Genomic DNA, 5,232 nt, shown 5'->3' on the forward strand with positions numbered 1-5,232 from the left:
ACCGAACGCTGTCCAATTACTCCGAAACGACGGTGATCTGTCGTTCCCGGTCGATGGCGTACTCCAGTTCCTCGGCGATGGCGCTGCCGCGGGAAACCTGAATATCGCCGCCGCGGCCGACCGTCGCGGTGAACAGGTACTCGCCGTCGGCCTGCACCTCGACGGTTTCCCCGGCGTGGCCGTCGAGCGGGATGATGACGTGGCGCGACGTGATTTCGGGGGTAACGACGTTCCCCTTCGGAGCCACCGCCGTCGTCCCGACCGAGGACGGTTTCTCGTCGTGCGTGCGCACGTCGATGTCGATACCGAGGCGGTTCTCGATGTCGTCGATGCGGCCGCCGCCCTTGCCGATGACGTAGGAGATGTCGTTTTCGTCCACGTAGACGACGGCCTTGTTCTGTCCCTGCAGGTCCACGTCGACGTGCCCGCGCGAGACGGACTGTATTTCGCGCTCGATCTCCTGTCTGGCGAGTCGGGAGACGCCGGTCTCCTTCTCGTCACCGTCCTCCAAAGGGACCGTGACGACCTGCCGGTTGAAGGTGTAAATCTCGTACTCCGGTGTTCCGGTCTCGAACTCCTCCACGAGGATGACGGGGCGGGCGAGGTCCTCCTCGGTCATGCCCGCGGGCACCTTGACCTCCGTCCGAACGTCGTACACCTTCTCGATCTGCCCGGCTTCGATGTAGACGACGGTGTCCACGATCTGCGGAATCATGCCGAGTTCGACCCGGCCGATGAGCCGCTGCAGCGCGTCGATCGGTCGCGTGGCGTGGACGACGCCGACCATGCCGACGCCCGCGAGGCGCATGTCGGCGAACACTTCGAAGTCGTTCGTCTTCCGCACCTCGTCGTAGATGGTGTAGTCCGGCCGCACCATCAGCAGGGAGTCGGCGGTCTTCTCCATCTCGCCAGCCAACTCGGTGTACTGGGTTACCTCCGGGCCGACCTGCAAGTCGCGGGGTTTCTCCATCGTCTTCACGGCGAAGTCGTTGTCCGCGAGGAACTCCGCGACGGCCTGTGCGAAGGTGGACTTCCCGGCACCGGGTGCACCGGAGATGAGAACGCCGCGCTGGCGTTCGAGCAGTCGTCCGCGGAGTTCGTCCGCGTGCTCGTAGTCGTCCAGCGAGGTCTTGACGATGGGTCGAACCGCCGTGATCTCCCACGCGTCCGCGAACGGCGGTTCCGCGATGGCGATACGGTAGTCGCGGAACTGGACGATGGTCATACCCGGTTCGTCGATCTCGATGAAGCCCTCGTTGCTCTGTTTCGCGCTCTGGATGATCTCCTGTGCGTACTCTTTGAGATCCTCGTCGGTCGAGGGGTCGTCGCGGATCTTCTGATAGTGCATGTCGCCGATCTCTCCGCGCTTGGCCATCGGCGGCATCCGCGACCGGAGGTGGACGCTCATCGTCTGCTCGTCGAAGAAATCCTCGATACTGAGTCGGCCGACGTCCTCGGTTTTCGGCGCGATGTACTCCACGTCCAACCCCTTGGCCTTCGCCACCTCGCTCTGCACGAGGTCGCTCGTGACGAAGGTGGCGTCGTGTTCCTCGGCCAGTTCGCGGATGAGTGCGTCTATCTCGCCGCGGTGGGCGTACCCCTGCTCTTCGGGTCCGGGGCGCACCCCGACGTAATCGAGATCGATATCGCCCGCGTCCGCGAAGTCCGCGAGTCGCTGCAGTTCCGACAGACCGTCCCAACCGCTCTCCTCTCCTTTGTTCGCCTGCGATTCGAGTTCGCTAACGACGGCTTCGGGGATGAGAACCGTCGCCCCGGCAAAGTCACCGTCACCGACTTTCTGGGAAATCCGGCCATCGACGACGGCGCTCGTATCCGGCACTACGTTCATGTCTCTCGGTTCGTGCGGTAGCCTGATAAGGGTTTCAGCGTGTGAGTCATGCTTTTGGTAGTCGGTAACGTATGTGGGTCGATGCGTCACGCCCACCTCGTTCTCACCGTCGACGCCGAGACGCGCGACCGAATCGAAGCCGACCTCGCGGACGAAACCGTCGAAGAGTGGCTTCTCGACGCCGTCGAGCGGAAACTCGACCGCTACGCGGAGTACGAATACGCCGATGACTGTGGCATCTGACGGTTCCGTCGTTCGTTTCCGAGTTTCGTCACTTGCTGCCGGAGCCACTTGCTATCGCAAGCGCCAAAATTAGAAGGCTGACAGAACAAAATGCGCGAGATGGTAGCACTCACGTCCGCGAGCCTCGATGAAACGTTCAAGACGCTTTCGGACGAACAACGGCGACAACTGTTGTACTACCTCTCCGAATCATCGGATGGCACCGCGACGGTCGAAGAGCTAATCGAACTACTCGGGGGGAATTCACAGCAAACCGAAATACGTCTTCGACACGTTCACATTCCGTATCTCCGGGACACCGCGATGGTCGATTACGACGATCGGACTGAGACGGTTCGATATCGGGAAACTCCGTTTTTGGAACGAATAATCGACTGCTGTCCCGACGAGTTCACCTCGTGAAACTACCGCTCCGGACGTGAGCTTCCGATCCGTTCTTGCCGAGGTGCTGGATACTAAGCCCCCAGCCGAACTGATGGGTGTATGGACGAACTGGTCGAGTTGACCCGCGACCTCGTCTCGATTCCGAGTCACGAGGACGAAACGGCAGCGGGGGACCGTATCGAGGAATGGCTCCGATCGGAGACGGACGCCGACGTCACCCGCGACGGGAAAGGAAACGTGATCGCTCGAAGAGCGACTGGCTCCCAGACGCGGTCCGACGGAACGACGGACGACGGAACGACCGATACGTCCCTCGCGTTCGTCGGCCACCACGACGTCGTTCCGCCGGACGACTCCCAGACCGACGGCGGTGACTACGTGGTCGAAGAGCGCGACGGACGCCTGTACGGGCGCGGCGCGGCGGACATGAAAGGCTCCGTCGCCGCCTCGATGCTCGCGTTCCGCGACGCCGACCCGACCTGCGACCTCGTCTTCGCAAGCTTTGTCGGCGAGGAAATCGGCGGGACCGGGGCACGCTACGCCATCGACCACGACTTCGCTCCGGACTGTGCTATCATCGCCGAAGGCTCCACGAACTACTCGAAAGCGGACGTCACGGACGTCGTCGTCGCCCACCGGGGCCGTCGGGCGAGCACCATCACGGCACACGGAACGGCCGCCCACGCCAGCGAACCCGATGCGGGCGAGAACGCGATCTACCGCGCTACCGACGCCGTGGACATCGTGCGCGACTGTTCGGTCCCCACCGTCTCCGTCCTCGGGAACGAACTCTCGGGGAGCGTCGTCGCCACCGAAATCGAGGGCGGTAGCGCGTGGAACGTCATTCCCGCGACCTGTGACGTCACCATCGACGAGCGCACCGTCCCCGGCGAACGCGCCGCCCTCGAAGCGGTCGAGGAAATCGACGGCGTCGAGTGGTCCGTCGAACAGGATTTGCCACCGATGGAGTGCGACGACCCTGATTTCGCCGACGCGGTGCTCGTGGCGGCGGAAGATGCACAGGACAACGACCCCGAACAGGTGACGAAACCCCACGCCACGGACGCAGGCTGGCTGGCACAAGCGGGCGTGACGTGCGTGGTCTGCGGTGCCTCCGAACCCGGCGAAGCACACACCAAGAACGAGAGCGTCGGCATCGACGTGCTGGAGCGCTGTTACCGGATCTACCTGAACACCGCGGAACGGCTGTAGAATCAGAAACGACGTGATACGGTTTCGAGTGATTTGCTACGGATTTGCTACGAAACGAGTTTGATACCGTTGTGATTTCAGTACCCGAGCCGCATGAATACCGCCCCGCAACTTCGTCTGCCACACTCCTCCCCAACCGATTCCTCGCTACCGCTCGTCATCCCTCGCGCGCGTTTCTCGCGCACGCCGTGCGGCTGGATACGTCTACTGGACACCCGCAACAACTCCCGACCGCTAGGACTCAGACGACGCGGTTCGTGAGCTGTTCGTCGGCGTCGATGTGCTGGACGTTCTCCCGAACCAATTCCGCGATGTGATCGTAGTAATCCACCTCCATGGCGGAGGCGTGTGGCGTGATGATGACGTCGTCCATGTCCCAGAGCGGGGACTCGTCGGGCAACGGCTCCTCTTCGAACACGTCGAGTGCGCCACCGGCGATACTCCCGTCTTGCAGGGCGGCAACCAAGGCATCCTGGTCGGCGCAGGGTCCACGGGCGACGTTGATGAAGTAGGCGTCGTCCCGCATGGCGTCGAACTCCGCTTCGGCCATCAACCCTTCCGTCTCGGCGGTGAGCGGGGTGGCCAGCGCGACGAAGCGGGCGTTAGAGATGGCCTCGTGGAGGTGGTCGTCCGCGTAGACGGTCCGGACATGGGGAACCGACTCGGCCGAGCGGCGGACGCCGGTGACGTGCATACCGATGGCGTCGGCCCGTTTGGCGATTCCCTGTCCGAGCGTGCCGAGACCGACGACGCAGAGCGATTCGCCCTGCAGCGTGAACGGTTCGTCCCAGTTCGGGCGATTCCACTCGTGGTCGACCTGCTGGCGGGTGTAGACGTGCAAACGGCGGGCGAGTTGGAGCATCGTCCCCAACACGGTCTCGCCGACGCTGGTGCCGTGAATCCCCGTGCTGTTCGTCAGAATGATTCCCGCGTCCTCGAACTCGTCCAGCGGGAAGCGGTCGTATCCGGCCTGAACCGAGTGGATCCATTCGAGGTCGGCATCAAGGAACGAATCACGGTACGCGAAGGTGACGAGCGCGTCGCAGTCCGCCAACTCGTCCGGGTCGTCGCCCACGACGACGACCGTCGGGTCGACGGACGAAAGCGCGTCACGCAACTGCGCGGGAGGGAAGATAGCGCGTACGGACTCGTGGACACCGAGGTGAGAAATCTCCATGGAGGGGGATACCCACGGCGACAGGATGAATCTTCGGACGGCGGCAGTGAGTGCGGAACGGAGCGGGGGCGGAACGCCATCGGTAGTTTCCTGTCACCCCGGTACCAAATCGGGCACGATGACTGGACGCGGTGCCATCGGCGGTTGGTCGTTCGAACCGAAGGAGTGCACGGTCAAGCGACACTTTCTCCGCGAGGAGCTCTGGGTGACCGACGCGGACGGCGAAACGGTGCTCTCCACCGAACGAGGCGTCGCAGGCGGAAAAGCGACGTTCCCGTTCGAGGATTCGGACGGGAATCCCGTCTTCCACGTCGATTCGGGACAGACCTACGATATCGCCGGGGAGTTCACCGTCGTCGAAGCCGGG

General features: G+C 63.3%; 5 protein-coding genes and 1 pseudogene. 4 read left to right on the forward strand and 2 right to left on the reverse strand.

The genetic code is table 11. The features are described 5' to 3' along the window. Positions 1 to 16: 16 nt before the first annotated feature. A complete protein-coding gene (locus tag WBV42_RS15555; protein ID WP_423986825.1) occupies positions 17 to 1,849 on the reverse strand; it encodes a PINc/VapC family ATPase in 1,833 nt (610 codons plus the stop codon). A gap of 81 nt (positions 1,850 to 1,930) precedes the next feature. On the opposite strand from WBV42_RS15555, the gene WBV42_RS15560 reads away from it, so the two are divergent. The 3 genes from WBV42_RS15560 to WBV42_RS15570 all read left to right on the forward strand — a co-directional run bounded on the left by WBV42_RS15560 (position 1,931) and on the right by WBV42_RS15570 (position 3,688). Next, positions 1,931 to 2,092: a hypothetical protein gene (locus WBV42_RS15560; RefSeq protein ID WP_423986826.1), complete on the forward strand. Its 162-nt coding sequence runs from the start codon at positions 1,931 to 1,933 to the stop codon at positions 2,090 to 2,092. A 99-nt stretch (positions 2,093 to 2,191) separates the two neighbouring features. Continuing rightward, positions 2,192 to 2,494: a DUF7344 domain-containing protein gene (locus WBV42_RS15565; RefSeq protein ID WP_423986827.1), complete on the forward strand. Its 303-nt coding sequence runs from the start codon at positions 2,192 to 2,194 to the stop codon at positions 2,492 to 2,494. Between the two features lie 81 nt (positions 2,495 to 2,575). Continuing rightward, entirely contained in the window at positions 2,576 to 3,688 is a 1,113-nt protein-coding gene (locus WBV42_RS15570; RefSeq protein ID WP_423986829.1) for a M20 family metallopeptidase, read from the forward strand. Positions 3,689 to 3,929: 241 nt separating this feature from the next. Here the strand turns inward: WBV42_RS15570 and ddh are convergent, their stop codons facing one another. Continuing rightward, positions 3,930 to 4,865, reverse strand: a complete 936-nt coding sequence (ddh, locus tag WBV42_RS15575) for a D-2-hydroxyacid dehydrogenase (RefSeq protein ID WP_423986831.1) — start codon at positions 4,863 to 4,865, stop codon at positions 3,930 to 3,932. On the opposite strand from ddh, the pseudogene WBV42_RS15580 reads away from it, so the two are divergent. After that, positions 4,864 to 5,232: pseudogene (locus tag WBV42_RS15580) on the forward strand (hypothetical protein); the annotation flags it as partial. The gene ddh and the pseudogene WBV42_RS15580 sit on opposite strands and share 2 nt — an antisense overlap.

The sequence above is a fragment of the Haladaptatus sp. genome (assembly GCF_049589095.1).
Classification (GTDB): Archaea; Halobacteriota; Halobacteria; order Halobacteriales; family Haladaptataceae; genus Haladaptatus.

Bases quoted from the DNA above. Each gene is read 5' to 3' on its own strand.
- WBV42_RS15555 (WP_423986825.1), bottom strand. From the start codon at position 1,849: ATGAACGTAGTGCCGGATACGAGCGCCGTCGTCGATGGCCGGATTTCC.
- ddh (WP_423986831.1), bottom strand. From the start codon at position 4,865: ATGGAGATTTCTCACCTCGGTGTCCACGAGTCCGTACGCGCTATCTTC.
- WBV42_RS15565 (WP_423986827.1), top strand. From the start codon at position 2,192: ATGGTAGCACTCACGTCCGCGAGCCTCGATGAAACGTTCAAGACGCTT.
- WBV42_RS15570 (WP_423986829.1), top strand. From the start codon at position 2,576: ATGGACGAACTGGTCGAGTTGACCCGCGACCTCGTCTCGATTCCGAGT.
- WBV42_RS15560 (WP_423986826.1), top strand. From the start codon at position 1,931: ATGCGTCACGCCCACCTCGTTCTCACCGTCGACGCCGAGACGCGCGAC.